The following is a 25,837-nucleotide window of genomic DNA, read 5'->3' on the forward strand; positions in this document are numbered from 1 at the left end:
TTTTTTCCATCTCCTACCAAATAATCAAAAGCGTAAGTGCAGAACAGACTACCGTGATCCCCCAAAAAACCAGATCGATTTTCCATTCAGTCCAACCGCTCATCTCAAAATGATGATGGATAGGTGACATTTTAAACAGGCGTTTACCGGTTAATTTAAAGGAAGTGACTTGTAACATAACACTGGCTGTTTCAATCACATAAATTAAACCAACCAATAACAACGTCCACTCTTGATGTAAAAGGATTGACGTTGCCGCAAGCAAACCGCCAAGGGCAAGCGATCCTACATCTCCCATAAAAATCTTTGCTGGTTTGTGGTTGTAAGGGAAAAAACCCAATAGTCCACCAATCACACTTAAACAGATGATCAAGACATCAAATTGGTTTTGCTTCCAAGCTATCATACCATAAGTTGCAAAGGAAATAACCCCCAACCCGGATACCAATCCGTCAATACCGTCCGTTAGATTAACCGCATTGGAAAAACCAACTAACCAGAAAATGACAAAAAGCCCATAAATAATTCCTAAGTTAACTTCTAAACCAAAAATATTTAATGTGTTCGCATTTCCCTCATGTAAAAAAACAACATAAAAAATAATTGCGCCTAAAATTTGACCAATTAATTTTTGTAGAGAATTCAACCCCATATTGCGTTTTTTAAAGATTTTAATAAAATCATCTAAAAAACCCAATAAACCATATAAAAATAGAATAAATAAAAGAATGAACAACGATGGTGTTAGTAAATTTTGCCACGCACCTACCCAAAGGCCTGTTAAAACCGAGGCAATTAAAAAGACAACGCCACCCATTGTTGGTGTACCAGCCTTAGCATTATGCCACATTGGTCCTTCATCACGAATTTCTTGTCCAAATTGTTTGACTCTAAAATAACCAATAAAAAGTGGCATGACGGCATAGGTCATCGCAAAACTACTCACAATCGGTAAAATCATCTTTGTCCATTCCATTTTTTAATTCTCCTAGTTCTTTTTAATGTATTCATTTTTTCTAAAAAATGAGTTCTATTTTCACTGCGTATATCATTTTTCTACAGTGGAAATCACTTAGAAAAACTGACATCCTAGTTCTTTTTAATGTATTCATTTTTTCTAAAAAATGAATTTTATTTTCACTGCGTATATCATTTTTCTACAGCAGAAATCGCTTAGAAAAATTATTCCATGGTGAATTCTATTGCCTTATCACCGATGCGCTCGTAAGGAGCCAGGCTTTGTGCTGTGCAGTAGCCATCACCTTTAAAAGTGACTTTTACCCCCAACAAGTCGCCTAATTTAACTAAGTCAGCTTTAGACCAACTAGTTACGTCTGGCATATAATATTCTGAACCAGTCGTTAGCAGCAATAATTTTTCTCCGGCTAATACTTTTGTTCCATGGGAAGTTCCTTGTTCTTTAATTTTGCTACCTGTGCCAAGCACGACAGGAACTAAACCATTTTTGCTGGCATCAGCTGCAGCAGAGTCTGTTCCTAAATTACGATAGTCGGCAATTTCAATTTTTTCTGTATTCTCACTAGCGGGATCTGTCTGTTCATCTTTAAATTCCATCGCACGTTTTAATAATGAATTCCCAATATCGCCTAAAGCTTTTTGTTCCCAATGTTCAGGCATCTTCATCGTCATGTACAACACATACTCTGGATCTTCTGCAGGTACCATTTCAACAATAGAATACAAATAAGCTGTATCCCCTTGATAATAGCCGCCATTTTTTTCATCCGCAATTTGGGCAGTACCGGTTTTAGCAGCGATTTTATAGCCTGGGACATGATACACGTCATAAGCACTGCCATAGTCTTTGCTTTCCACTACATCCCGCATATATTCGCGTACTTTTGCCGTTGTTTGTGCACTAACAGGATTGCCCACCACTTCAGGTTCGGTTACACGTTCTGTGCCATTTTGACTGTTAACAACTTTACTAATGTAATGTGGTTCTAACATTTTACCATTGTTGGCAATTGCAGAAAATGCCCGCATCATTTGAAAATTCGTTACCCCAACCCCTTGACCAAATGAGCTCATGGCTTTATCCACAATATTATTGGTTGGTAAAATACCACTATTTTCCCCCGGCAAACCAGAGTAAGTACTTTGACCAAAACCAAATTTCTTCAAATACTGTTGCCACGTATCTCCCATTTTTTGCTCGAGTTTTACCATTCCAACATTACTTGACCAAGATAGCGCTTGTCGCATATTCAAAGTTCGGCGTTGCTCTTGGTAATCCCAGTCGTTAATTGTGGCATCAGCAATTTTAATTTCACCAGAAGTAAACGTCTCGTTTTCATTAAAGACACCGGACTCAATTGCCGCTGCGGTAGTCATTACTTTCATCGTTGAACCCGGTTCGTAGCGATCTTCAACTAACAGGTTCATCCAATTGAAGTTTTTATCAGAAAATTCTTTTTTTGTTTCAGGGTTAAAAGTTGGACGTTGTGTCATGGCCAATATTTCGCCAGTCTTAGCTTCCATCAAGACAGCAGTCGCATCTTCTGGTTTGTATTTTTTAACAGCAGTGTCCATTAAGGATTCTAAATAAGTTTGTAATCCACTATCAAGTGTTGTGTAAATATCTTGACCATCTTTGGCTGCTTTTTTTTGAGCAACGGTTCCTGGCAATGGGTTTTGGTAGTTATCTTTTTGATAAACAATTTTGCCATCTGTCCCGCTTAAAATATCGTTATAAGCAGCCTCCAATCCCATCTTGCCAACTAAGCCTTTATCAATTCCTTTGTCATCTACTTCAGGCTCGGCATAACCAATAAAATGAGATGCAAATGTACCATTAGGATAAATACGATTGGGATGTTCATCAAAGTCTAATCCCGAAAGTCCTGCATTTTCCATCGCTTTTTCGATTTTTTTCTTTTTCTCTAAAGTTATATTTTTTCCCTTACCGGAAAACTCCACTTGATACAGTTCATTTTTGGCACCGTCTTTAAGGCGATCGATGACTTCTTTTTCATCTAAGCCTAAAATATCATGCAAAATAGTAGCAACTTTTTCGTAGTCCTTACTTTGAACATACAGTTTTTTATCCCCGGTTTTGTAATTTTTTGACAAAATAGCTTTTAAAGAATAAGAGGTAGCATCTTCAGCAATTGCAACACCATTACGGTCGTAAATCGTTCCTCTTTTAGCCTTGACTACTTTGCTGCCTTCATATAATGCCGCTGTCTTTTTCTCCAGTGATGTGCCAGCAACGTTTCCTACTACGACTAAATAGCCCAAACGAGTGGCAAACAAAAAGAACAACCCAATACTCGTAGCAAAGAGAATAATCCCTACTTTTTTGCGGTTGTTCGTTGGATTTTGATTTTTCTTGCGGAAATACTTTCTAATTCGTTTAAAACGCATTTACTTCACTTTCCTTAAATTATCATCGTTAATTTTAAGTCCTTTTTTCTCTGCGATTTTTTTAATTCGCTCAGTTTTCGAAAGTTCGCTTTTTTCTTGTTCTAGCCGCGTTTTTTCTTCCGCTTGCTGTGTTGTTTGTGCTTCAATTTGGGAAACTTCTCGTTCTAGTTGACTGATATCAGTCCTTACATAGACAGTTAAAACAGCTAATCCGATAACTGCTGCCAAAAGAAAGATTCCAATAATTTTTTCCAAACCACTGATACGTTTTAATTTTCGTGCGGGTGAAGATGGGATGCGAATAATTTCAGGACGAGGTGGCGTCGATGGTTTCGCTGACGGATTTGGTTGTTCAATTTGTGGTGCTGCTTGATTCATATCGTAGTGATATTCACGTTTCGCTTCTGCCATTTCGACGCTCCTTTTTATTCTTTAATTCTTTCAGCAATTCGCAATTTTGCACTACGGGAGCGATTGTTTTCATCAAGCTCTTTTGTAGTTGCAACAATTGGTTTGCGATTAATTAATTTTAATTCTGGTTGATATTCCACTGGTACGATTGGTAAACCTGGTGGCAAATCTTTGGAACTGCTGTATTCTTTAAAAATATTTTTAACCAAACGATCTTCTAACGAGTGAAAGGTAATCACACTCACTCTACCACCAACATTCAAAAGTGCTATCGCTTGTTCTAGAGACTCTTCAATTGCACCTAACTCATCATTGACTGCAATGCGAATCGCTTGGAAAATTCGTTTCGCTGGATGACCACCCTTACGTCTTGCCGGTGCAGGAATCGCCTCTTTAATTAGATCCACCAATTCTCCGGTAGTTTCAATTGGCGCAATTTGACGTGCGCGTTCGATTTTACGGGCCACTTGTTTAGAAAATTTTTCCTCGCCGTAGCGATAGAAGATTTTGACTAAATCATGATAATCATAAGTATTAACTAAATCATAAGCAGAAAAATCTGCCGTTTGATCCATACGCATATCTAAAGGCGCATCCTGATGGTAACTAAAGCCTCGACTCGCTTCATCAAGTTGTGGCGATGAAACACCTAAGTCATATAAAACTCCATCAACTTGATTTATTCCTTGCTCTTTTAATGCGGCAGCTAAATTGCGGAAATTACTTTTTATAAAGGTTACTTTTCCAGCTGCAATCGCGTCTTTTAAAAAATCTTTTGCATGATCAATTGCTTTTTGATCTTGATCAAAGGCATAAAGATGACCTTTTTCATTCAATTGGGATAATAAATATTGACTATGACCGGCTCCGCCTAAGGTACAATCAACATAAATACCGTCTGGTTTAATATTTAGTCCATCGACTGTTTCTTTAAGCATCACGGTGTAATGTTGAAACGACTCCGCCATTTAAGTTCCTCTTTCTATAAGCCAAAATCAATCATTGTTTCGGCAATTTCGTCAAAATTCTCTTCGGCTTCTTCTGAGAAAGCCTGCCATTTTGCTTCATCCCAAATTTCAATACGGTTACTAACGCCGGTAATCACACAATTTTTCGTCAAACTGGCGTGCTTTCGTAAAGTCTGGGGAATATTAATCCGACCTTGTTTGTCAATCTCACACTCAGTTGCTGCGGAGTAGAAAAAACGGACAAAGGTACGGGCATCTTTTTTAGCCAATGGCATTTCATTTAGCTTTTCTTCTAATTTTTCCCATTCTGCTATCGGATAACCAAATAGACAGCCATCAAGTCCTCTTGTGACAATGAACTTTTCGCCGAGTTTTTCTCGTAATTTCGCGGGGACGATTAAACGACCTTTTGCATCGATTGAATGCTGAAATTCCCCCATAAACATCGAAAAAGCCCCCTGTCACCACTTGATATACACAGTCTACCACAATCCCCCACTTTCTACCACCAATTATGTATACTAATCAGAGAAGTTTTTTGACTTTTATTCACCAAGAAAGACAACAGAATCAATAACAAATTCATTTCACTTTTGAATGCTAGAAAATCAGACAAAATGCAGGATGCTAAGCACAATAACAAAAATATAAAATACCATTGTTAACAGAAAAATCAAGCGCCAAAACATTTTCAAGTAACGTCCGTAAGACAGTTCACCATAAAAATAAGCGTGGAAAATTGCCAAGCCAATCCCTAAAACCAACATACCAATAATAAAATACGGTAATGCTGAAAAAGCAAAAGTAGCTTGTGATACTTGGTTGATTCCCAAAAAAAGAAAAGGAACAGCCAAGTCTGGTGCTTTGATTTTGAAACGTTTCGTTAAAGCAAAGGTCGTAACTAAAAAGTTACAGGCAACCAAAACGATTACCGGAAAAATGTACCAAAATGCTAATAACGGTGTAAACTTTTCCATTTTTCATTTCCTCTCCATACCGCTAGGGTAACTATACTTGATTTTCTTTACATCCGTGTAACAGTTCTTTTAAAAGTTCTTGTAGTCACCTAAGTTTTTCTTAAGTTTTCATGCCCTTTCAAAAGAAATCACACCGTTTTTCTATTATAATGTTTCATAAAGGATGTGACTACATGATTACGCATTATTTTCTTAAAGATAATCAATTGAATGTAACAGAAGATATTAAAGAGTCTCTTTGGCTTCATGTTGAAAAACCAACCAATGAAGAAATCGAACATCTTTCAAAAAAATACGAATTGCCAAAAGATTACTTAACCAGTGTCTTAGACGATGCAGAAAATGCGCGTGCTGAAGGCCTTAACCAAGAAAACTTTTTAATTCCCGCGTTGCTATTATTACAGTTTCCTTATGTTTCAACAAGTCCTAGTGGTTATTTGCAATTTAATACTTACCCTTTAGCCTTAATTATCACCCCTGACAAAAAACTGATTACCGTCTGCAACTATCATATGCCTTTTTTTAAAGCTATTTTGGAAAAACCGTTACCTAAAAATGATATGAGCAGCAAGTTAAACTTGGTTTTACAAATTTTATGGCATTTGGCATTAACGTATAATCAAAATCTGGCTGATTTAAAACGGCAAGTCGACAAATTAGAAGGCCAAATCCAAGTTTCCACCGAAAATAAACACCTCTATCAACTTATGGATATTCAAAAAAGTCTGGTTTTGTTTGAAGCCGCTACAAAAGCTAATTTTAAAACCTTAACTAAATTAGCCAGCACAACCGAGTTTCAAGATCATCATGCTTATCATAATCATCTCCATGATATATTAGTTGAAACAAAGCAGTCCATGACCTCTGCTAAAATCAATTTACAACTCGTTAGTCAAATGAATGAAACTTTTTCGGCCATTGTTTCAAACAACTTGAATATCGTGATGAAAATTTTGACTTCTCTAACGATCGTTTTAACAATTCCTACTATTATAGGTGGTATCTATGGCATGAATGTAAAACTGCCTTTTGCCGAATCGGATAATGCTTTTTTACTGATTACTGGTGCTACGATCCTTCTTTGCTATTTAGCAATTAAATATTTAAAAAAGAAGAATCTTTTGTGAATTTATTGCCAGTTTACTTGAAGTAAGGCGCAAAAGAGAGTAAACTCCAAGAGAAGAATCTATGTAAGGGTGGCCTCTATGAACGAAAAAAAATCAAGCAGCACTTTTAGTAAAGTAACTAAAATCGTCATCTGGACGATGCTAATTTTAACGGTTGGTTCTGTCTTTTTGACTGCCATTTTAAGCGTCATGTAAAAATGAATACTGATTAAACAAAAACTGGAGACGAATTGTCCAGCTATAAACAAAGAGACCATAAAATCCAAAAGCTTGAGCGCTATCTTTTGAATTTTATGGTCTTTTTGTCTTAGTGCTAATTCTGTTTTACTTTTTAATTTCAATCTAATCACAGAAAAACATTTACATTCCACGGTTTTTTTACACTTTAATGACCTGCCATAGCTAAAAGTTCTTTGGCGTGTTCCAGCGTTAAATCTGTCACTTCTGAACCCGCTAACATACGGGCGATTTCATTCACTCGTTTATTCGGGGCTAATTCAGAGACGATCGTTTGGGTCCGTCCATGGCTAATTTCTTTTTTAATGTAATATTGATAATCGGCAATGGCGGCCACTTGTGGCAAGTGGGTAATACATAGAACTTGTGAGTTTTCAGCAATTTTAGCGATTTTCTCGGCAATAGCTTGTGCGACCCTGCCACTCACGCCAGTATCAACTTCATCAAAAACAATACTTGTAATGCCCTGACTTTGAGAAAAAATGGTTTTTAATGCTAACAACATCCGCGATAATTCCCCACCAGACGCGACTTTGACTAATGGTTTTAACGGTTCTCCCGGATTTGTAGTCAAATAGAATTCAACTTCATCAAACCCATTTTCATGGAGTACTTTTTTACCATTTTTAAACCGTACTTCAAATTGACTGTGTTCCATATAGAGTTCTTTTAACTCGGTTACAATTGCTTTGGCAAGTTTTCTAGCAATTTCTTTGCGCTCTTGGTGTAATTCTTCAGCTAAGTGCCAAGTAATTTCTTCTTGGGCACTGACCTCTTTTGCTAATTGTTCCAACTGTCCTTCAGAAAAAGCCGATTCTGCCAATTCTTTTTTTATTTCATCATAGTAAACTAAAATTTCTGAAATAGTTTCACCATATTTACGTTTTAATTGGCGAATTAATTCCAAACGTTGGTTAACCTCTTCTAGGCGACCTTCATCAAAGGATAAACTATCTAATTGCCGGGAAATATCCCCAGCAGCATCTTGTAACAGATAAAAAGCAGATTGTAAATTTTCACTGACTGTTTCGTATTCACTATCCAAATGCGCAATATCTTGCATACTCGTTAAAGCTGCACCGATTCCATCTAAACTATTTGCTTCATCATTGGTTAAAAGCGCATAACTTTGGGCCAAACTATCGACAATTTTTTGATAGTTACCCAATTTTGCTCGTTCTTCTGCTAATTCTTCTTCTTCGTTTGGTACTAAATTTGCGCTGGCAATTTCATCTTGCTGAAAATGCAGCATATCCACTCTTTGTACATAGGACTGTTCATTGGCTTGAATTTTACGCATCTGCTGGTTCAAATGGGTAAATTTTTCATAGGCTCGTTGATACTTTTCCAATAACCCATGAAATTTTTTACCACCGAATTGATCCAATAAATGCAAATGACGTTCCGGCTGCAAAAGTTCTTGATGTTCATTTTGCCCTTGAATATCAACTAAAAAAGCCCCAATCCGGCGCAAATTAGCTAACGTCAATGTGCGCCCGTTCACGCGACAAATATTTTTACCACTTTGGCTAATATCTCGCTGCACTATTAATAATTCCTCTTCTGTTTCAATGCCTAATTCTTGTAATAGTTCACTAAATTGACTATCTTTAGGCAATTCAAATAAGCCTTCTAGACTACATTTACTGCTGCCTTCACGAATATAATCACTCGATCCACGACTACCACACAAAAGGCCCATCGCATCAATAATAATCGACTTACCTGCTCCTGTTTCCCCGGTTAAGGCAGTCATTCCTTCATGAAACTGCAGTCGCAGGCTGGAAATAATGGCAAAATTTTTAATCGCTAATTCTACTAACATCTGCCTCAACTCCTGCTTTTATAAAAAGCGTAAAAATTCCCGACGTAAATCTTGCGCTGCCGTTTCCGTCCGGGTAATCATTAAAACCGTATCATCATCATTTAACACCGAAAAAAGATTATCTTGAAATCTTTTTTCAATTAAATTGGCGATAGCAGACGCGTTTCCGGGTAATGTTTTTAACACCACAAATTTTTCCATCTGATCGACAGAAACAAAGGCGTCTTTTAACATTTTTTCTAATTTGGCGCCTACATCTTCTGCTGTTTCAGCTGGTAGACTATAACGATAGCCACCTTCTTGGGATGGTACTTTGATTAATTTTAATTCTTTTATATCACGAGAAATCGTTGCTTGTGTAACCACAACACCGCGACTTTTTAACAAATCAACAAAGTCTTCTTGTTTTTGGATATTCTTTTCTGTTAACAAGCGGGTAATCAAACGATGACGCTCTTTCTTTCTCATAGCTTGCTCCTTCACATAAAATAAAGCCGCAGTAAATCAAATAAATCAATTCACACGCCTTTTTCTAAAAATTATTTTACTTTGAATTCTTATTAATAATAACGTATTTTTGCGTATAAATAAAGGTAGGAGTAAAACTAAAATTGCCCTGTTACTTTCCTTAAAAATAAAAAAAATCCAAATAGTAGCTGTACTTTAGCTATTTTTACAACGCTTTAGCTCAAGGAGAAACGTTGTAAAATTAAAATACAATTACTATTTGGATGATGGAGCTAAAACTTTCATTGTTTTAATTGCAGATGGGCTCTATCCACCACATCGGAAATGACAATATCTGCAGCCAGCACTGGAACTTCACTTTTTTTCAGGTGGGTGATAAACTCAATGTTTCCTTCGCCACCTTTAATTGGTGAATAGTCTAGCCCAACCACAGAAAATCCGCTGGCTACTGCCATTTTTAGCGTCTTTTCCAATACCGCTTGATGGACCTTAGGATCTCTTACAATTCCGTGTTTTCCTACTGCTTCTTTTCCAGCTTCAAATTGAGGCTTGATAAGGGCCATGACATCTCCGTTGTCCACTAGAATTTTAGCTAACGGAGGTAAAATTAAACTTAGTGAAATAAAGGAGACATCAATTGTGGCAATTTGTGGCAAGCCATTGATAAAATCATCCGGTTTACTATAACGAAAATTCGTACGTTCCATCACGACTACCCGGGGATCTTGGCGTAGTTTCCATGCCAATTGATTGTAGCCGACATCTAATGCATAGCTTAACTTCGCACCATTTTGCAACGCCACATCAGTAAAGCCACCTGTAGAAGCGCCGATATCTAACAAAACTTTATCTTGCATCGTCAAATCAAAAACTTGTAAAGCTTTCTCTAATTTTAAACCGCCGCGAGAAACATAGGGTAATTTGGCGCCTTTTAGTTCTAACAGGGCATCTTCTGCAATCTTTTCACCGGGTTTATCCAAGCGTTCGCTATTTTTAGCTAAGTAGACTAACCCTGCCATCACACCTCTTTTAGCTTGCTCTCTGGTTTCAAATAAACCTTGTTGGTGTGCTAAAACATCTACACGTTCTTTTTTCATCTTACAACTTCGCCTCCAAGGTTAATTCTTCTGTTAACATAAGCAGCAACTCTGGTTTCACCAGTGAAATTTCCTGTAATTTTTTAAGAGATTCTTTGGATGCTGCTAATTCAGCTGCTAATAATTGATAGCTTTTTTCTACCCCCAGTAAAGCTGGATAGGTACTTTTATTTAACGCAGCATCATGACCGACATTTTTACCTAATTGGGCAGTAGTTGCAGTTACGTCTAATAAATCATCGCGAATTTGAAAAGCTAGTCCTAAATGCTCCGCTAAAACAGCTAATAAGGCGATGACACTTTCCTCTTGTTGAGCCAACAAACCTCCAGCTGTCAACGCAAACGTAAACAAGGCCCCTGTTTTGCGTTGGTGTATATAAGCCATTTCTTGTAAATTCAATAGCTTTCCTTCGGCTTGCACATCTGCCGCTTGACCGGCAACCATCCCAAAACTGCCGCTAGCTTTGGCTAGATTTTGAACTAATAATAAACGCAATTCACCGTCTAAATCAGCTCGACTTAAAAGGTGAAATGCTTCAGTCAAAAGCCCATCACCTGCTAAAGTCGCCATTCCCGCACCAAATTTCATGTGGTTTGTTGGTAAACCGCGCCGCAGTTGATCATTATCCATCGCCGGTAAATCGTCATGAATTAACGAGTAGGTGTGCATCAACTCTAGTGCTGCACTTACCTGATAGGCACCTAAATCAATTTCTTTTTCAAAACCGGCAATCGTGGCTAATAATAATAGCGGGCGTATTCTTTTGCCCCCAGCATCAATTGAATAGAGCATACTTTTAAGGAGTGTTTCATCTGTTGTCTGCTGTCTTAGAAAATTGCGCATTTCAGCTTCAACCAATGGGAGCTGATCGTTTTTAAAAGTCGTTAATAAACTCATTTTTCTTCCTCTTCAAATACAACAGTCTCACCGTTTTCTTGCATAATCTTTGTTAGTGCATCTTCGGCTTTGGTTAAAGTTTCTTGACATTGCTTGCTCAATGTAATCCCTTTTTTAAAGGCAGTCAAAGCTTCTTCCAAAGGAACATCTCCTTGTTCTAGCTGCTTTACAATAACTTCTAATTCTTGCAATGATTCTTCAAATGTTTGTTTAGCCATTATTTCCTCCATTTTATAAAGACGCTGCTTTAACATTAAAGCTTTTTTTAGTTTACTCGCTTATCTTCTTATTGTCTGTCTCAGCAATGCTTTTAACTTTTGCTGTGGCCAGACCATCTTGATAGTGAACAACTAATGTATCGTCCACTGCAATTTCTGTAACACTTTTAATCACACTATCGTCTTTAGTAGTATAACTATAGCCTCGTCCCATAATTTTTAGCGGGCTTAATAAATCCAAAGACTGCACTGTATTTTGAAACACTTGTTGCTTTTGTTGTAACAAGTGATAAATACTTTTTTCTAAACGTTCTTGTAAATAGTTTTGTTGTTGCATTAATTCATTTACTTTATTTTTAGGATTAAATTGACGCAAATTATGATCTAGTTGCATAACTTTTTTTTCTTCTTCAAAAAGACGATTTTGCGTACTTTGCAGCAGCCGTTGTGTCAACTGATCCAATTTAATCGCTTGAGCTTCATACAATCGTTCCGGCTGGCGCAAGACATACGAAGCACTTAGACGTTCATAACGTTCCTTTTTCAAGGCTAGTTGATGCATAAAGGCTTGTTCTAGTCGCGTTTGTCGTTCTTTAATTTTTAAAATCTCATCACTTAACACCGGTACCGCCAATTCGGCTGCGGCAGTCGGTGTTGCCGCTCTCACATCCGCTACTAAATCGGCAATCGTTGTATCTGTTTCATGTCCTACCGAAGAAATAATCGGCGTTTTAGCTGCAAAAATTGCCCGTGCAACTTTTTCTTCATTGAATGGCCACAAATCCTCAATCGAGCCACCCCCACGGCCAATAATCATCGTATCAAAATCTCCACTGGCTTCTACACGTTCAATATTAGCTACGACATCTCCGGCTGCTTTATATCCTTGTACCACAGTTGGAAACAACGTAATCTCAGCAATCGGATACCGTCTTTTCACAGTTGTCATAATATCACGAATGACGGCTCCACTAGGACTGGTTAAAACGGCAATTTTTTTAGGATATTTGGGTAAAGCTTTCTTTGGCGCTAAAAACAAGCCCTCTTTTTCCAGCTTTGCCTTTAATTGTTCATAGGCTTGATACAAAGCTCCGACGCCATCAGGTTCCATTTGTTCAACATAAATTTGATAATTTCCACTTGCTTCATAAAGGGAAATACGCCCTACAATAAAAACCTTCATTCCTTCTTCTGGCTGAAATTTTAGTTTACTAAACGCGCCTTTAAACATTACCGCAGAAATTTTAGCTCCATCATCTTTTAAAGAGAAATATTGATGATTAGGTCGCAAGCGAAAATTTGAGATTTCACCAGTCAAGTACACTTTTTCCAAATACGGATCTGCATCAAATTTACGTTTCAAATACTTGGTTAAAGCCGTGACTGTTAAATACTCCTGCGCCATTTAAACACCTGATTTCTGCATATTATAAGCTTTGATTGTTTGATACAACAACATCGTAATCGTCATAGGTCCTACACCACCAGGAACTGGCGTAATAAAATCGGCAATCGGCTCCACCGCAGCAAAATCAACGTCACCGATCAACTTATTATTTGCATCGCGATTCATGCCCACATCGACCACGACGGCACCTTTTTTTACATAACTTTCATCCACTAAATGTCCGACACCTACTGCTGCAACCAAAATATCAGCTTGTCTAGCAATTTCTGGTAAATTTTTGGTTTTGGAATGAGTAATCGTTACTGTCGCATTTTCCTGTAACAAAAGATGAGCCATTGGTTTACCAACAATATTACTACGACCAATCACTACCGCATTTTTCCCAGCTACTGAAATATCGTAAGCTGCTAAAAGTTTCATAATTCCATAAGGGGTACATGGAACCATCAAGGGGTCTCCAGCAAACAAACGGCCAATGTTTAAAGGATGAAAGCCATCCACATCTTTTTTGGGATCAATGGCCATGATGACTTTTTCTTCATCAATATGGGCAGGAAGCGGCAATTGGACTAAAATTCCATGAAAACGTGGATCTTGATTATAAGTTTCGATTAAAGCCAATAATTCTTTTTCAGTAATATCAGCTGCCCGTCGATCAACTTTAGAATAAATTCCCATCTTACCTGCTGCCGTTTCTTTATTACGAACATAAATTTTGCTGGCAGCATCTTCGCCTACTAAAATTACGACTAAACCAGGCACTGTTCCATCATTTTCTTTAATCTTTTGAACTTCATCTTTCATTTTTGCCTGCATCGTTGTTGCTAATTTTTTTCCATCTAATAATTGGGCCACACAATCGCCTCTTTCATTCATTTAGACCTATTCTAGCACAGGGGAGTTTTATTGTGAAAGTTCCCGCGATATTTTGTAAGAATTTACCATTGAAAAATAAAATCAACTCACAGCATATAAAGGCTTGGCAAATTCACTTAACTTTTGAGTAATTCAGGCAAAATATTTTTAAAATGCTCTCTTAATTTTTGAAATACTTTACAGATTGCCACTAAAGTTAATTTTTGAAGTAAACTACCAATAAAATTGACTAAAAAGCAGATTCCCTCGTGTCTTAAAAAAATTCTAATCACTAAAAAAACAGGTGAAAATCATTTAAGATTCTCACCTGCCTTAATTTATTTCACTACAGTTTATCCTTATCGGCCACTTCTTTAGTCAAATCCGTATTAATTGCGGATAAAACCCCATTGACGAATTTACGTGATTGATCATCGCTAAATGTCTTGGTCAGCTCCAAGGCTTCGTTTAAGGCCACTTTGTTGGGAACATCTTTTTCATACATCATTTCGTAGCTGGCAATGCGTAAAATACACAAATCCATTTTAGAAAGACGTTTAATACTCCAACCTTTTTTTAAATGTTTTTGAATCAATTCATCTAAGGCAACTTTATGTTCGCACACACCTACTACTAATTGATCTAAATATGCAGGAACAAAATTTTCTTGTTCTGCGTCCACCATTTCGTGGTGCTCTAATTCGATTGCTTGCATAATGGCATCTTTTTTGTCTAAATCCTGGTTAAAATCTAAGGGAAATAAAGCTTGTAAGGCCATTTTTCGGATCTCGTGACGAGATAATTCTTTACTCATTTTCTTCCTCATTTTCAAATAATTCATCTAAATCTGGTGTTTCAATTTTTTCTGGTACGACAGCAACAACATGAACGTTTACCTCAGTTAATTCAACATCTGTCATAAAGAGTACTTGTTGTTTCACTCGTTCTTGAATTTCCATTGCTGTTTTTGGCACAGAAACACCATACTTCATATAGCAGTAAAGGTCAACCTTAATCCCGGTCTCGTCAATAGTTAAAGAAACACCTTTACCATGGTTTGAACGACCTAATAGTTGGGTCACATTACTCGTAAAGCTTCCTTGCATGTCATAGACACCGTCAACCTTGGAAGCGGCAATCCCAATAATAATCTCAATCACTTCAGGAGCGATTACAATTTCTCCTAAATCTTGATTTGCATCTAATACTAAATTCTTTTCGTCAGCCACAATGACGTCCCCCAGTCTAATTACAATTATGCGCGTGAAACATATGAACCGTCAGTTGTATTAATAATCAATTTATCGCCTTGATTAACAAAAAACGGTACGTTCACGGTCACGCCAGTTTCCATGGTTGCTGGTTTACCGCCCCCAGAAGAAGTATCTCCTTTGATATTGGGTTCTGTTTCAGCAACTTCTAAAACCACAGTATTTGGTAAATCAACACCTAAAATCTCTGATCCATACATAATAACCGTGATTTCCATGTTCTCTAGCATATATTTCAATTCGTCTTTAATTTGTTCTGTTGGAATCTCAATTTGTTCATAAGTTTCCAAGTCCATAAAAACATGGCTGTCGCCACTTTCATACAAGTATTGCATTTTACGATTATCAATTTGCGCTTTCGCAACTTTTTCACCGGCTCGGAAAGTTTTTTCTTGCACGGCGCCATTCCGCAAATTTTTTAATTTTGAACGGACAAAAGCTGCCCCTTTACCAGGTTTTACGTGTTGGAAATCTACCACACGCCAAATATCACCGTCAACTTCAATTGTTAAACCTGTTTTAAAATCATTTACTGAAATCATGGCTATCCTCCTTATTTACTAGCACCAAAAGGCTGTCTGCAATCCAGCATATTCGTTAATAGTTTATCATTATTTTAATCCAAAGGCTATAAAAACCCTCTTTGTTAGCTGCAACTCTTATGTAAAACAGTTTGCGTTCACGACAAAAAAAACGCAATTTTTTATCGGATAAAACCAAATAAAAAATTGCGCTTAAAAAATTACTGCAAGGCGTGTAAACCAGCCCCAATAATTCCGCCAGTGTTTGGATAAGGAGAGATAGCTAATGTACTAATACTATGACTTTGCGCAGGAACAATCCATTCTCCTAATTTTGTTTTGATTAATGGAAGTAAATCAGGATTTAGCGTCATAACACTGCCGCCAAAAACAATTTTTTGTGGGTCTAGCAATGACACGATGGTGTATATCGCCTGACTAACATCTTTGCCCCAAGCTTCCACTAAATCTTTTGCTAAGGGTTCTCCTAAGCGATAACGGCGAAAAATTTCTTCTGGTGTTACAGTCCCATCATTATAGGCTTCTTTGCCTTGTTCTGCTAAAGCAGGACCTGCCGCACTTTGCTCGACAGAATACATTTGACCATTTCTTTTCTTTAATGGAATTAAACCAAGTTCTCCGGCAAAACCATTGCCACGAATAAAGTCACCTCTAGTCATAATAGCACAAGACAATCCTGTACTAATGGTGACATAGACGAGTAATTCCTCATTTTTAAGACCAGCATAATTCCATTCTGCTCGCGTTGCTTGATAGACATCATTGTCGATCACGATATTTCCCACAGCTGGGAATGCTTCTCTTAAGCGCGCCACAACTGGAAAATTTTCCCAAGCTAAATTATTTTGAAAAACTGCCACACCAGCTTTGCGGTCCACTAGACCGGGAACTCCTAGTCCTACACACACTTCATGAGGGGATAGCTTACTATCAACTAACACTTGTTCGATTACGCGACAAACGACAGCAAACATTCCTTCACGATCACTAGCACTTGAAAGTAGACGGGTGATATGGGTGACATTCCCCAGTTCATCCACCAAACCACCAGCAACTTTTGTCCCCCCAATATCAATACCGATTGCATATTTCATTTTGCCATCTCCTACTGATAATTTTTGTTATAGCCCCACAAAAGACTAAGTAGCCCTGCAAGACCTACAACTTGTAACGCTAAACCTGTATAGCCAATATTTTTTTGTCCATAAACGATTAATAAAAAACAGACGATAAAGACTGCTACCTGCAGCCAAAACTTCGCTTTACTCATCATAATTCCTCCATTCGATTGCCCCAGGAGCCAATGTAATCACGTAATTTTTTTTGTCTGTATAAATTTTTGACACTTGTTTTTCGTCTGTATTATTTACCACCGCATATTGTCTTTTTTCTGGATACGCATGAACTTCCACATCGGGATTTTCTGCATACCAAATGTTTAACTCTTCTTCTTTATGGGCTGCATAATAAATGGCCCGTAAAAAGATTTGTGCATTTTCTGGTGAATAAGGCATGCCACTAAAGTACACGCCACGTCCTTTAGAAAAGTCGTGGGTAGCCAATTGTACACTACCATCAAGATAGCGTAAAATTTGTGTTTCTTCCGATAGTGCATAAATATTTTTTTGCATTTCTCCAAATTCTACCTGCGTTGCTTTGTCGGTGATGAAATGTGCTGAAACTTCATCTTTAAAGTATTTATCTGTCGATAAGCTGAATCCTAATTCTTTGTCGACACCTAAAATATGCGCCAATTGGAAGAAGCGTCCATTCGCTAGATGAGCCGTTGGTTCTCCAATTCCAATTAAACCACCACCGTTTGCTACCCATTTCGTTAAAGTTGCAATTAATTGTGTATCTTGCCAATTTTTGCCACCAGAAAACGCGGTACCCGCATCTCCTACATTAATCAAAACATCAATATCTCCTGGAACACCTGCTTTTATATCCGCAAAGTTTAAAAATTCAACGGCAATTTTTTGTCCTGATAATGACTCTAAGACACCAAGATAGCTATAAATTTGTTGATACCACAAAGCGTGGGCCACCATATGAGTCTGCCATGAACGCAGTTTTCCCCAAGAGTTTAAAATACCAACTTTTATGCCTACATAAGGTTTGACATCTGCTATTCTTTCATACAAATCGCGAAATTCTGCAGTGACACTACTTACGTAATCAACAAATTCAGGGAATTTATTGGCTAGGGATAAATACCCGCCATAACCAATGCGATCGACAGGTTTACGTAAAATAGCGCGTCGTGCTGTTAACCAGTTTTCTTTGGCTTCGATTGTTGGATCATTTCCCTCATAAAAAACATCTGGGAAAAAGTACGGTAAAAATCTTCCTTCCGTGTACTTCACATGGGGAATTTCTGAAATCATTCTTAAAGTTGTTCCGTTGCCCACGCTTCCTACAACTGCATCCAAGCCAATTTCTTTAAAATAAGGTCCATAGGGCTCTGTTCCAATCCAGTTATCTCCTAGAAACATCATCGCTTCTCGTTTAGCATCGTGTACAACTTCCACTAGCTTTTTGGCTTCATTTGCAACAAAGCGTTGGATGAAATCAATATAATCCAAAAAGGCTTGGGAAGGAACACGAAATGGTGAATTATAATACCCTTCATCAACAAAATCTTCGGCGTGTAATTTGTAGCCATAGGCTTGTTCAAATTCTTTTAACGCTCGCACAGATACCGTCGAACCATAACCAAACCAATCGACAAATTTTTCCTTTTTTTGATCATTGAAAAATAGTGTGAAATGATAAAAAAAGGTCGTAAAACGCACCACATCAGTATCTGGATTATCGGCTAGCCAGTTGATCAAAAAATTACGAACAAAGGCTTTGGACTCAGGCTGTCTAATATCAAAAGGAATCTCATGGGGTTTATCTCCCCAATCGTTGGTGATATGATTGTACATTTGGGTTGGATCCCAAATCATACTGGCTAAAAAGGAAACTGTGTACTCATGATAAGGTTGCCATTTTTTTAAAGAAACGACATTTTGTTCTTGATCCACTTGCCAATCTTCATTGGCTAACTTCTCACCAGTCGTTCGATCGTATACTTCCCATAATTCTTTGGGATCTTCTCTGTAATTTGGTTGCAGTTGTTCTTCTAGATAACCTTTCATAAACCAAATTTTAGGTTCATCTTCTGTGGCACAGACCCGCTCACTTAACAAAAAAGCTTGTTGCACTTCTTCTAAGTGCTTTTGGGCAAAGTCATTGTGTCCTCTTGCTACAAAATAAGTCGTATAAATTTTTGCTCCAATTTGTTTTAGCTCTTCATCAAGCTTTGTACCATCGCTATCGCGAATGGCATCTGCCCCCCACAAAGCCATTAAACGTTTGGTTTCTGCCAAGAAGTTACTCTCACTTGGAATGGTTACTCTTCCTTTTTCCATCTTCGTCTCTCCTATTCCTTATTCCCGCCAACTGTCATTCCTTGGGTCAATTGTTTTTGAACTAAAATATATAAAATTAGTGTAGGTAACATCACGATTACTAATCCGGCGTATAATTGCCCATAATTAGCAGCTGCTTTTTGTCCGGCCATCAAATTAATTAACCCGACTGGTAACGTCTTATTCGGACCTGGAATCAACGTTAAGGCAATGATATACTCATTCCAAAAACTCAAGAAGTTAAACAAAATAACCGTAATAATACTTGGTTTTGCCAAAGGCGCCATGACGACCACCAGCGTTTTGAAAAAACCAGCGCCATCAATATAAGCTGCTTCTTCATATGAAGAAGATAACGTACGAAAATAATTTGATAATAAATAAATCGTAAAAGGTAAGGCTGTAGCGGCATACACAAGGGCTAAAACAAAGAGATTATCAATAAAGAAACCTTGACCACTGATTTTTCGCAATGCATTATCCCCGTCCAAAAGCATTAGAAAAATCGGTACGACAATATAATTGGAGTTAATAAACAAGCCCATCATAAACAATGTATTTAAAATCCCACGGCCTTTAAATTTGAAGCGGGCTAAAACGTATGCTGCTGGGAGTGCCACAACAATTAAAATCACTAATGCCAGTGCTGTTACTTTGACTGAATTCCACATGTAAAGTCCCATGTTAGCTTTTTGGAAGGCGGCTACAAAATTGTCGAAATAAAAGCCTTTTGGTAGTGCCCACGGATCGCCGTAAAACTCTGAATTTTCTTTAATTGATGCTAAAAATACCCACGCAATCGGTACAACAATCGAAATTGCCAACGTGATGAGGGCAACATAGACAAAGATTTTATAAAGTTTTGTAGATTTTTTCATCTTGTTTCCCTCCTAAAATTCATAAACGTCACGTTTGGTAATTTTGTTTAACACTGCAGATAAGATAAACGAAAAAGTAAAGACAACCACGCCGATTGCCATCCCATAGCCATAAGAAGAATTTGTATAAGCTTGTTTATACATATAACTTAAAAATACTTCTGTTGAGCCATCTGGACCACCATTGGTCATTGCTTTGACTAATAAGAAACTTAAATTAATCGTACTAATCACAAAAAAAGTTAAGGTTGTTCGAATGGTACTCCAAGTTAGTGGCAATGTTATCGTGAAGAATTGCTGGATTGCACTCGCCCCTTCTAAAGCCGAAGCTTCATAAAGGCTTTCTGGAATTGAAGCCATTGAAGCCATATACATCACCATGTAATACCCAATTGCCTGCCAAATTAAGGCCGCCCCAATTGAATAGATAACAATTTTTTGATTACCCAGCCACAACTGTTGTAAGTTTTCAAGACGCACTGCACTTAATAAATTATTCAATAACCCGCTGCTGGGATCATAAATAGCAGAAAAAATGGCTGCAATAACAACGATTGATAAAATATTAGGAATGTAAAAAATAATCCGGAATAAATTAACACCCTTGAATTTTTCCCGCGTCAAAATTGAAGCAAAAATTAAGGCTAGAGCTAACGTAAAAATAGTAACGATAACAATTAATAAAATTGTGTTCTGGAAAGAACGGAAAAATGCCATGTCTTTAATTAAGGTCTTAAAATTATCTAACCCAACAAATGTCTTTTCAGCAGAATAACCGCCCCATTTAAATAAGGACATAAAGAAAACATTAATGGTGGGATACACCATGAAAATCAATACCAATAATGTCGCTGGGAGCAGACATAAAGTGATAAACACCTTCTTTTGTTTCTTTTCATTCATAGGATCACCTTTTTTAGTATTATTTATAAACAGATATTATTTTTTTATTTATAACTTTTACTACTTTATGATAAAAGGCTGCCACAAATTCCTTTGTCACAGCCTTTTATCTGCTACTTATTGTTTATCTGCTGCTTCACGAATTTTATCCGCCGCACTTACAACGCTATCTTGCCAGTCTTTTACTGTCTTATCGCCAGAAACAACACTGTCTACTGCGCTAAATAATGTATCCCGCATATTTACGCCTTCAACTGTTACAGTATTTTCAAGGCCACCCATTACTGCTTTGGCACCATTATCGTAAATACTGTAGAATAATTTATTGTCGCCCTCTAATTTTTCTGACATCCCTTGGATTGGTTGAATTGCGCCAGCTTCTTTAAAGATATCTGCTGCTTTATCAGAGTACATATAAGAAATGAATTTCTTACCTTCTTTTTTATTTGCAGCTCCTGTTGGCATCCACATTTGTTCAAAGAATGTATAAGAATAGCTGTCACCACCTGATTCAAAGGCAGGCAAAGCAGTCATTCCCCATTCAAAACCATCAGCTCGTGGTGCATCTTTCATCTCACCAGGTACCCATGTTCCATTTGGCATGAAGATCGCTTTATCATCTAAAATTAGTTGTTGATTTTTAGTAAAGTCATTGTCATTGGCATTGGCAACTGTTGTTGTAGCCGTATATTTCGCCAATTTACCAACTGTATCAAATGCTTCTGTCGCTTCTTTAGAAGACCAAGCTCCTTTTTGATAGGTCATCGCTTCATTAAAGAATTCTGGACCACCTGTTACAGAAAGCAAACTATACATAAATGAGTCCAAGTAACCGGCTGTTGGATAAGTAAATAATGCAATTCCTTCTTTTTTCGCTTTTTCACCTAAATCCCACATCTCATCCCAAGTTTTTGGTACTTCCCAACCTTTAGTTTTTAAAAGATTTGCATCATAGAATAAACCAGTTGGTGAATAAAACATCGGAGCCATATACGTCTTTTTGTCATTGTAAGGATTTGTTGCTAGTGTATCAATAAAGCCTGGAATCAATTTATCTTTCACGGTCTTATCTTCACCAGGTACTTTCATATCAAATACATCTGTTAAATCTTCCAAGTTTTTGTCTTTGATAAAGGTTTCGGTCAACCCCGCTTCACGCCCGGTCGCAAGTAAGATTACATCTGGATAGTTTCCTGCTTTCATATTTGGACTAATGACATCTTCTAATTTTTTGTCAACGGTCAATTCTACGGTCACGCCGGGATTGTCTTTTTCATATGCAGCTTTTACTTTATCCCACATATCTGCGCCATAGGCAGATTCTAGTGCCGCCACTTTCAAAACTTTTTTATCTCCTGCTGCTTTGTCTCCGTTGCTGCCGTCAGTACTGCCACCACCGCCACAACCTGCTAGTAAAAGACCTGATAACCCCAAAGCTAATACCAATCCTAATGCTTTTTTCATGTCGGATTCCTCCCTCATTTGATGGCTTAAGTATACCTTTATTGTAAGCGCTTTAGTTTTAAAATATTGGTCGTTTTTTTAGAAATATTTATAAATTCCCGATTTAGTAAAATATACTAAAACTAACGGTGGCGTTTACGATATTGATTAGGAGAAGTGCCAATCCCTTTTTTAAAGGCTTGGTTAAAATAAGATTGCGAAGTAAAACCCGCAATTTCTGCAATTTGACCAACAGAATAGTCGGTACTAATTAATAATTCTTGGGCGTTTTCTAGACGCTTTTGCATCATATAATTCATTGGTGTTTCAGCAAAGTTCTCTTTAAAAATATGAATCATATAGTATTTATCCAAATGCAGTTGACGGGATAAAACGTCTAAGGTTAGATTTTCTTTATAATGTTGATCAATAAAGTCTTTAATAATCGCGCCATCTTTTGAAATATTTTTATTTTCAATCTCGATTAAACTAAAATTATTACTGCGTAAAACTTTCACCAAAACAACTTCCGCCAATCTTTGCAAAACAGCATTTGCCCCTTGTTGTTTTTCATTTATTTCAGCAATAATCAATTTTAATAAAGGTACCATTTCGTCCAAAACATCGCGAAAAATATAGTGGCTTTCCCGCTTGTTTTGTTTAACAAAACGGATATTGTTCACTCCAATCACGATATACCATAAAGGAAATTCTCCTGATGATTTTTCAGTATGGCGTACATACGGATTAACCACGACAATATCGTGGGCTGCAATCGGATATTCTTTCCCTTCGACAATAAAACTCCCCCTACCACTTAATACGTACATAACTTCCGTAAAATAATGGGTATGTAAAGTACTATGCCAATCTTCTTCACTAAATTTAGATTGATGTACATAGATTAGCTCAGCTTGCTTTAAAACAGCATCAATTTCTTTTACCATAATTTCCCTCCTTCCTTCGAATTGTAAGCGTTATTTTCACTTAGGTCAAAATAATTCTCGCATTTCTTTTTGCAAATAAAAAAATACTATTAACATTCGGGCCAAATTAGAAAAAAAACCATAAAAAATGCGTTACCAACAAGTAGTAACGCATTTTTTGGCTTAGTAGCTTATAAAATAATCAGCTCTTTTGGTGAGCGAGTTAAGACTTCATTCCCAGAAGCTGTAATTAATAAATCATCTTCAATTCTCACACCACCGATTCCCGGTAAATAAATTCCTGGTTCATCTGTAATGACGTTATTTACAACAAACTGTTTATCTGCTCTAAAGGAAACATTTGGTCCTTCATGAATTTCTAAACCAATACCATGACCGGTAGAATGTCCGAATGCTTCGCCATATCCAGCCGCTGCAATGTGGTCTCTGGCAATGGCATCTAATTGAATACCAGTTAAACCTGGTTGTGCTGCTTCAATTACTTTTAATTGTGCTTCTAACACAATTTGATAAATTTCTTTTAGCTTTTCGCCTGGGTCGCCGATTGCAAATGTTCTCGTCATATCCGAAACATATCCCTCATAATAACAACCAAAGTCTAACGTAATTAAATCACCTTGTTCAATTATTTTATCACTGGCAACCCCATGAGGCATTGCAGAACGAAGACCACTTGCTACAATCGTGTCAAAAGAGACGCTGGTTGCGCCAAGAGAGCGCATATAAAAGTCAAGTTGATTGGCAACCTCAATTTCAGTCATACCCGGACGAATAAATTTTAAAACATGTTCAAAACCTTGATCGGCAATTTGGCATGCTTTTTGGATAAGTGCAATCTCATTTTCATCTTTTACTTCCCGTAGCGTTTCAATCATTCCTGCAATAGGAATGAGCGGTGTTTCTTCTATGATTTCTTCTAAAACAGAGTATTCAGCAAAGCTAATATAGTTTTCTTCAAAGGCTAGCGCAGTGATATTTTCTTGTTGACATAATGCCGCTACTTCGTCAAAAATTGGTCCTACATTTTTAATAATTTCAAAATCAGGCGCTTGTGCGCTAGCTTGTTCTGTATAGCGAAAATCCGTCACAAAAAACGCTTTGTTTAATGTGATAACAGCTAAACCTGTCGTGCCAGTAAAATTGGTTAAGTAACGCAAATTATATGGACTTGTCACTAAAAAGCCATCGACTTGTTCTTTGCGCATCGCTGCTCGTAATTTTTCTACTCGTAACATCATGTTGAATTCCTTCTTTCTTTTGACTTTCCCAATCATTATAGCAAATATAAGGGAAAATAAAAAAGATTGCGACAAAACTATCTTTCTTTACGGATACAAATGTTATTTCCCATTCATATCCGTCACAACTACAAAAAGTAGTTGCGTACAGCATAGTTTTTCACAACCTTTTAATCATTATTTGGCTTTACCAAAAAAGAAAGATACTACCGCTACAACGATTACCGCACCTAAAATCGATGGGATAATCGCCATGCCCGCAATATCAGGTCCCATATTGCCAAACAGTGCTTGTCCGACTGAAGCCCCTGCCAATCCGGCAATAATATTAAACAAACATCCCCGTTTTTCACCGGTAATTGCTCCTGCAATTGCTCCAATCACAGCACCTACAATTAATGTCCAAAGCATTTTTTTCACTCCTTTTACAAAAACTACAAAAATAAAGTTTCTAACAAATAACTAGGCTGTCTATAAGCTATTTAAAATTTATCTTCAATTTATGGTAACATATTTCAAAATAATAACGAAAATATTGACTCAAAGAACGCTTTTTTTTTTCAATCTTTTGTGGTCATCAAAAGTTGTTAACGACACGAACTTATACTAAATAGTTACATCTAATTTCTAAGTTTTAACGTAATTTTCAATAACCCCACTAGAGTAGGAAAAGCTAACGAAATCCTCCCCCCTAAGGGAAAAAATTATTAAAGCGACTTTTTTCAATTTCACAAATTTTAACTTTGAAAAAAGTGATTCGTGAAGCTAGTCAGTGCTAGCGCAATCAAATCAATATTTTTTTATGAAAAATTTATACTTCCTTTCTGTCAGATAAAAAATAACCATAAAAGCACATGCCTTTACGGTTACTGTTTTTTGCCCATTAATTTTACTTGCCAACTTTTTAACCCGCGTTTGACAACTTGGAAAAAAGTTAGGGAACGTACCAAGTGGTCTGCCGGTACATATTCTCTGATGGCACGTAAAACCTTTTTCGGTTGTTTTGAAGAAAACGAGTAAATCCCGTTTTTCTTTGTTTGAATAGCATAGCGTGGGATCCATTTTCCTTTGAAATAAACAGAAGCTACCACAAAATCTACTTCTTCCCACGGAATTTGGATGAATTTATTAATATCACGATCATTGTAAAATTCAAAGGCCTTATCACCAATCATAATCTTCCCATACTCACCAATGCCAAGATAAGATGTTGCATCAATAGTCAAATCAACTTTGCTATTTAATGACTGAACCATTACAGACACTTCCTTTATGGATATTTATTAAGTATTATAGCCATAACAACTACCAGATGTAAAACAA

General features: G+C 37.1%; 28 protein-coding genes. 2 read left to right on the top strand and 26 right to left on the bottom strand.

The genetic code is table 11. The annotated features are described in order from the left end of the window. Nucleotides 1-13: 13 nt before the first annotated feature. The 6 genes from mraY to P3T75_RS09095 form a co-directional block, all read right to left on the bottom strand. Nucleotides 14-976, bottom strand: a complete 963-nt coding sequence (mraY, locus tag P3T75_RS09070) for a phospho-N-acetylmuramoyl-pentapeptide-transferase (RefSeq protein ID WP_282461388.1) — start codon at nt 974-976, stop codon at nt 14-16. A 206-nt stretch (nt 977-1,182) separates the two neighbouring features. Beyond that, complete coding sequence (locus P3T75_RS09075) at nt 1,183-3,387, bottom strand: penicillin-binding transpeptidase domain-containing protein (protein ID WP_282461389.1); 2,205 nt, start codon at nt 3,385-3,387, stop codon at nt 1,183-1,185. Beyond that, nucleotides 3,388-3,798 carry a cell division protein FtsL gene (gene ftsL / locus P3T75_RS09080; protein WP_206903880.1) on the bottom strand — a complete coding sequence of 137 codons (411 nt, stop codon included), beginning with the start codon at nt 3,796-3,798 and terminating at the stop codon, nt 3,388-3,390. It abuts the gene before it with no gap. Between the two features lie 14 nt (nt 3,799-3,812). Next, nucleotides 3,813-4,766 carry a 16S rRNA (cytosine(1402)-N(4))-methyltransferase RsmH gene (gene rsmH, locus P3T75_RS09085; RefSeq protein ID WP_282461390.1) on the bottom strand — a complete coding sequence of 318 codons (954 nt, stop codon included), beginning with the start codon at nt 4,764-4,766 and terminating at the stop codon, nt 3,813-3,815. Between the two features lie 14 nt (nt 4,767-4,780). Beyond that, on the bottom strand, nt 4,781-5,212 hold the full coding sequence (gene mraZ, locus P3T75_RS09090) for a division/cell wall cluster transcriptional repressor MraZ (protein WP_206903878.1): 432 nt from the start codon (nt 5,210-5,212) through the stop codon (nt 4,781-4,783). A 162-nt stretch (nt 5,213-5,374) separates the two neighbouring features. Further along, the gene (locus P3T75_RS09095) at nt 5,375-5,743 is read right to left on the bottom strand and encodes a DUF3397 domain-containing protein (protein ID WP_282461391.1); all 369 of its coding nucleotides are present in this window, start codon (nt 5,741-5,743) and stop codon (nt 5,375-5,377) included. A gap of 173 nt (nt 5,744-5,916) precedes the next feature. Between P3T75_RS09095 and P3T75_RS09100 the strand changes: the two genes are divergently transcribed. Together P3T75_RS09100 and P3T75_RS09105 are read left to right on the top strand one after the other, a co-directional pair. Continuing rightward, nucleotides 5,917-6,870: a magnesium transporter CorA family protein gene (locus P3T75_RS09100; protein ID WP_206903876.1), complete on the top strand. Its 954-nt coding sequence runs from the start codon at nt 5,917-5,919 to the stop codon at nt 6,868-6,870. 78 nt (nt 6,871-6,948) lie between these two features. Next, nucleotides 6,949-7,065, top strand: a complete 117-nt coding sequence (locus P3T75_RS09105) for a DUF4044 domain-containing protein (protein ID WP_016172522.1) — start codon at nt 6,949-6,951, stop codon at nt 7,063-7,065. Nucleotides 7,066-7,255: 190 nt separating this feature from the next. On the opposite strand, the gene recN is transcribed toward P3T75_RS09105, so the two are convergent. The 20 genes from recN to P3T75_RS09205 all read right to left on the bottom strand — a co-directional run bounded on the left by recN (nt 7,256) and on the right by P3T75_RS09205 (nt 25,770). Continuing rightward, a complete protein-coding gene (gene recN / locus P3T75_RS09110) occupies nt 7,256-8,932 on the bottom strand; it encodes a DNA repair protein RecN (protein ID WP_206903874.1) in 1,677 nt (558 codons plus the stop codon). A gap of 18 nt (nt 8,933-8,950) precedes the next feature. Further along, nucleotides 8,951-9,400, bottom strand: a complete 450-nt coding sequence (gene argR / locus P3T75_RS09115; protein WP_206903873.1) for an arginine repressor — start codon at nt 9,398-9,400, stop codon at nt 8,951-8,953. Between the two features lie 281 nt (nt 9,401-9,681). Continuing rightward, nucleotides 9,682-10,497 carry a TlyA family RNA methyltransferase gene (locus P3T75_RS09120; protein ID WP_282461392.1) on the bottom strand — a complete coding sequence of 272 codons (816 nt, stop codon included), beginning with the start codon at nt 10,495-10,497 and terminating at the stop codon, nt 9,682-9,684. 1 nt (nt 10,498) lies between these two features. Next, nucleotides 10,499-11,395 carry a polyprenyl synthetase family protein gene (locus P3T75_RS09125; RefSeq protein ID WP_282461393.1) on the bottom strand — a complete coding sequence of 299 codons (897 nt, stop codon included), beginning with the start codon at nt 11,393-11,395 and terminating at the stop codon, nt 10,499-10,501. Beyond that, entirely contained in the window at nt 11,392-11,613 is a 222-nt protein-coding gene (locus P3T75_RS09130) for an exodeoxyribonuclease VII small subunit (protein ID WP_206903870.1), read from the bottom strand. The genes P3T75_RS09125 and P3T75_RS09130 overlap by 4 nt, the downstream gene beginning before the upstream one ends. A gap of 52 nt (nt 11,614-11,665) precedes the next feature. Next, on the bottom strand, nt 11,666-13,018 hold the full coding sequence (gene xseA / locus P3T75_RS09135) for an exodeoxyribonuclease VII large subunit (protein WP_282461394.1): 1,353 nt from the start codon (nt 13,016-13,018) through the stop codon (nt 11,666-11,668). Further along, a complete protein-coding gene (locus tag P3T75_RS09140; RefSeq protein ID WP_282461395.1) occupies nt 13,019-13,876 on the bottom strand; it encodes a bifunctional methylenetetrahydrofolate dehydrogenase/methenyltetrahydrofolate cyclohydrolase in 858 nt (285 codons plus the stop codon). A gap of 346 nt (nt 13,877-14,222) precedes the next feature. Next, a complete protein-coding gene (nusB, locus tag P3T75_RS09145; protein WP_206903867.1) occupies nt 14,223-14,690 on the bottom strand; it encodes a transcription antitermination factor NusB in 468 nt (155 codons plus the stop codon). Beyond that, entirely contained in the window at nt 14,683-15,105 is a 423-nt protein-coding gene (locus P3T75_RS09150; RefSeq protein ID WP_206903866.1) for an Asp23/Gls24 family envelope stress response protein, read from the bottom strand. Before P3T75_RS09150 ends, nusB begins: the two co-directional genes overlap by 8 nt. A gap of 26 nt (nt 15,106-15,131) precedes the next feature. Next, nucleotides 15,132-15,689: an elongation factor P gene (gene efp, locus P3T75_RS09155; RefSeq protein WP_206903865.1), complete on the bottom strand. Its 558-nt coding sequence runs from the start codon at nt 15,687-15,689 to the stop codon at nt 15,132-15,134. A gap of 200 nt (nt 15,690-15,889) precedes the next feature. Then, nucleotides 15,890-16,783, bottom strand: coding sequence for an ROK family protein (locus P3T75_RS09160; RefSeq protein ID WP_206903864.1), 894 nt, complete (start codon nt 16,781-16,783; stop codon nt 15,890-15,892). Nucleotides 16,784-16,794: 11 nt separating this feature from the next. Further along, on the bottom strand, nt 16,795-16,959 hold the full coding sequence (locus P3T75_RS09165) for a DUF6903 family protein (RefSeq protein WP_282461396.1): 165 nt from the start codon (nt 16,957-16,959) through the stop codon (nt 16,795-16,797). Beyond that, on the bottom strand, nt 16,952-19,105 hold the full coding sequence (gene gnpA / locus P3T75_RS09170; protein WP_282461397.1) for a 1,3-beta-galactosyl-N-acetylhexosamine phosphorylase: 2,154 nt from the start codon (nt 19,103-19,105) through the stop codon (nt 16,952-16,954). Before gnpA ends, P3T75_RS09165 begins: the two co-directional genes overlap by 8 nt. Before the next feature lie 11 nt (nt 19,106-19,116). Further along, complete coding sequence (locus P3T75_RS09175) at nt 19,117-19,983, bottom strand: carbohydrate ABC transporter permease (RefSeq protein ID WP_206903861.1); 867 nt, start codon at nt 19,981-19,983, stop codon at nt 19,117-19,119. Between the two features lie 12 nt (nt 19,984-19,995). Continuing rightward, on the bottom strand, nt 19,996-20,886 hold the full coding sequence (locus P3T75_RS09180) for a carbohydrate ABC transporter permease (RefSeq protein ID WP_206903860.1): 891 nt from the start codon (nt 20,884-20,886) through the stop codon (nt 19,996-19,998). A gap of 117 nt (nt 20,887-21,003) precedes the next feature. Beyond that, nucleotides 21,004-22,350 carry a carbohydrate ABC transporter substrate-binding protein gene (locus P3T75_RS09185; RefSeq protein WP_206903859.1) on the bottom strand — a complete coding sequence of 449 codons (1,347 nt, stop codon included), beginning with the start codon at nt 22,348-22,350 and terminating at the stop codon, nt 21,004-21,006. Between the two features lie 122 nt (nt 22,351-22,472). After that, on the bottom strand, nt 22,473-23,276 hold the full coding sequence (locus P3T75_RS09190) for a helix-turn-helix domain-containing protein (RefSeq protein ID WP_282461398.1): 804 nt from the start codon (nt 23,274-23,276) through the stop codon (nt 22,473-22,475). 170 nt (nt 23,277-23,446) lie between these two features. Next, nucleotides 23,447-24,514: a M24 family metallopeptidase gene (locus tag P3T75_RS09195; protein WP_206903914.1), complete on the bottom strand. Its 1,068-nt coding sequence runs from the start codon at nt 24,512-24,514 to the stop codon at nt 23,447-23,449. Between the two features lie 177 nt (nt 24,515-24,691). Then, a complete protein-coding gene (locus P3T75_RS09200) occupies nt 24,692-24,925 on the bottom strand; it encodes a GlsB/YeaQ/YmgE family stress response membrane protein (protein ID WP_206903857.1) in 234 nt (77 codons plus the stop codon). 455 nt (nt 24,926-25,380) lie between these two features. Further along, nucleotides 25,381-25,770, bottom strand: a complete 390-nt coding sequence (locus P3T75_RS09205; protein ID WP_206903856.1) for a DUF956 family protein — start codon at nt 25,768-25,770, stop codon at nt 25,381-25,383. Nucleotides 25,771-25,837: the final 67 nt, after the last annotated feature.

The sequence above is a fragment of the Enterococcus montenegrensis genome, from assembly GCF_029983095.1.
Lineage (GTDB): Bacteria > Bacillota > Bacilli > Lactobacillales > Enterococcaceae > Enterococcus_C > Enterococcus_C montenegrensis.